This is a genomic window from Arcicella sp. (assembly GCF_964672035.1).
On the sequence record NZ_CBABQS010000170.1, the window covers coordinates 1 to 3403 of the forward strand.

The following is a 3403-nucleotide window of genomic DNA, read 5'->3' on the forward strand; positions in this document are numbered from 1 at the left end:
GGCAAATCTCCAATCGTTCGTGCGTATCTACTATGAATTTTGAAGCTAATGGTATGACACAGAGGACAACAACTGGAAATTTGACAGCTGCACACCTCGAAATCAATATTTGTGGTAGTATTTTGAAATTTGAGTAACGTAAAATCCAGCTCAGAAGGTAAAAATAGTGATTGTTCCATCCGCCAAAACTAAGCTAAAAATACAGCTTTCCCCAAAATTGACGAAGAACCATTTTAAACGCAATACTCATTGGGGTAATGGAATTAGACCTATTATCTTATTTTTTATCCTTAATTCCCTACAAAAATCATTCAAAATTGTAAATTATAGGATAGGTCAACTAAATAATATTTGTTAATGTATTTAATCTGCTGTTAAATCTAAAATACTCTTCACCGATTATTGATAATTCCATTCTCATATCATTTATTTGAACAAACAATTCCTATATTGCTGTCTGATGATTTCCCTAACATATTTATGTTTGTAAATTTCCCAGAACACTTTCAAAACAACATATTATTATGCTGAATCCGTACTCTCAAAAAAATTATTGGAAAGTATTCACTCTTTTAATAATTTTTGTAAATGTGGCTCTTAACTATGCTTGCATAGCCCAAAATGCTAAAAGACCAAATATAGTGTTTATTATGTCGGACGACCATGCCTATCAGGCTATTTCAGCTTATGACCATACGCTTATTGAAACCCCCAATATTGATAGAATTGCAAAAAAAGGTATGCTTTTTACCAATGCTTGTGTAACCAACTCCATTTGTGCGCCATCCAGAGCTACTATTCTTACAGGTAAACACTCTCATAAAAATGGTAAGGTTGATAATGTTTCTGCTTTTGATACCACAAACGTCACTTTTCCCCAATTACTTCAAAAAGCTGGTTATCAAACGGCTATGTTCGGTAAATTGCATTTTGGAAATAGTCCAAAAGGCTTTGACCAGTTTAAAATATTACCCGACCAAGGCAATTATTATAATCCAGATTTTATCACTAAGCAGGAAGGTAACATCAAAGTAAGTGGATATGTAACAGATATTATAACAGATATGACGCTTGACTGGCTTCAAAAAGAGCGTAAAAAGGATAAGCCTTTTATGCTTATGTATTTGCATAAAGCTCCGCACCGTTCATGGCTTATGGCTGAAAGGCACATGAAAGCATTCACCCAGAAAAAATTCCCTGAGCCAGCTACTTTATTTGATTCACACGAAGGAATGCCCGCTGCCGAAGTTGCCCAAATGAACATACATGGCAATATGGGCTGGGCAGGCGATAGCAAAGTAAATCCTGAAATAATGGATGAATTAGGTTTAAAGGAAATTGGCGTGGATAAAATAAGGTATAAAACCGAAATTGGCAGGTTGGATACCCCTCAAAAAGCGAATTTTGATGCTGCCTATAAGCCTGTTATGGATGAATTTAAAAAACGGTATCCAACCATGACAGATAAGGACCTTGCTAAATGGCAATACCAAAGATATATGCAAGATTACCTCGGAACTATCAAATCTGTGGACGAAAATGTAGGTCGAGTGCTTGACTATTTAGAAGCAAATAATTTAATGGATAACACCATCATTGTTTATACTTCTGACCAAGGTTTTTATTTGGGTGAGCATGGCTGGTTTGACAAGCGTTTTGTCTATGACCAAAGTTTTAAAACACCATTACTTATTTCATGGAGAAATCACATCAAAGCAGGTAGTAAATCCGATGCCTTGGTACAGAACCTTGATTTTGCTCAAACATTTTTAGACATAGCCGGTGTAAAGCAACCTGCCGATATGCAGGGTAAAAGTTTGTTGCCTGTGCTAACAGGTAACATGAAAAATTGGAAAAGAGATGCCGTATATTACCATTATTATGAGCATCCTTCAGAGCATAATGTTAACCGACACTATGCCGCCATCACCAAAAACTATAAGCTTATACATTATTATTTTGACAATAATTACTGGGAATTGATTGATAGAAAAAAAGATCCCAATGAACAGCACAATTATTATAATGACCAAAAATATGGCAAAATAAGGAAAGATATGCATCAGAAACTTGACGCCCTCAGAAAGCAATATGGTGATAATGAAACCATTAGCCAAAAATACGTTGATGATTTTATGCCATTAGTCCAAAAAGGTAAAGTATTCGGTGTAGAAAAAATTATTATGGATGGTATAATCAAAAAGTGGGAAAAATCTAAAAAGAAAAAGTAAAAGCCTTTAAAATAGGCACTCTTTGAAAAACAGTTTTTAATTTTTTAATGAAACCAAATGTATAATCTAAATTTTAAAAATGGCTTTATAATGGCATTGTTAATAGGTTCATTTTCGAGCTGTAATAACCCGCCTATTGAAAAAAATGGAATGGTGCTGGTTAAAGGAAATGCAGAGATTAAAGATTTTTGGATGGATGTTTCGCCAGTTACCGTAGCCCAATTTAGCGAATTTATTGAAAAAACACATTTCAAGACCCAAACCGAAAAATTTGGTAATGCTGGTGTTTTTGATTTTGAAACTGGTATTTGGAATTTGGTTGAAGGGGCAACTTGGGAATATCCTTTTGGTAAAAATGAACCCAAGGCCGCCTCCAATCACCCCGTAACGCAAGTTTCTTGGAATGATGCTACTGCTTATTGTAAGTGGGCTAAAAAGCGACTTCCCACCAGTCAAGAATTTTTATTAGCCCAAAAAAATGGAAATGAAAATGAAAAAAACACCTATACTTGGGGCGAAAATTACAAAGAAGGCAATCAATATAAAGCCAATTTTTGGCAAGGTAACTTTCCTGATAAAAACACCATTGAAGATGGTTTTTTGACTACTTCTCCTGTGGGGTATTTTGGTAAAAATAAACTCAACTTGGTAGATATAGAAGGTAACGTATGGCAATGGTGTAACGACAATTCAATAGAAAAACCAAAAGAGAAAAATCAACGTGGTGGCTCTTTTCTTTGCGACCCATTGGTTTGTCACGGATTTAAAACTGGTGGTATTTCAACATGTACTGCCGAAACAAGCCTTTGCCATACCGGTTTTAGGTGCGTTAGAAATACAAATGAGGACTTGTTTTAAAGTTCCCATAAAAAAATCAAGTTTTCACTTTTAAAACAAACTAAAATTTATTTCTAATCTCGTCAATATTGACATTAGATAAATGATTGATTATTTACAACAGTTTTGGTTTTACAGAACGCTACATCCATTGCTATAGCATGAAGCGAAATTGGTTCCTCGACAAATTTGGTGAGGACTATCATTTAGGCGTTTTGCATAGAAATACTTTTTGAAAGAATATCTGGTATTTAACTGAAAATAGCATTTTAAAGGTTGGAATAAATTCACATAAAACAATATATTTACTTTTCACCAAAATTGACGAAGAACCA

General features: G+C 34.4%; 2 protein-coding genes. Both read left to right on the forward strand.

The features are described 5' to 3' along the window. Positions 1-524 precede the first annotated feature (524 nt). Positions 525-2231 (forward strand): sulfatase family protein, encoded by a 1707-nt coding sequence (locus AC1W31_RS20920; protein ID WP_481736446.1) that lies wholly within the window; start codon positions 525-527, stop codon positions 2229-2231. Positions 2232-2321: 90 nt separating this feature from the next. Further along, positions 2322-3089: an SUMF1/EgtB/PvdO family nonheme iron enzyme gene (locus tag AC1W31_RS20925; RefSeq protein WP_481736447.1), complete on the forward strand. Its 768-nt coding sequence runs from the start codon at positions 2322-2324 to the stop codon at positions 3087-3089. Positions 3090-3403: the final 314 nt, after the last annotated feature.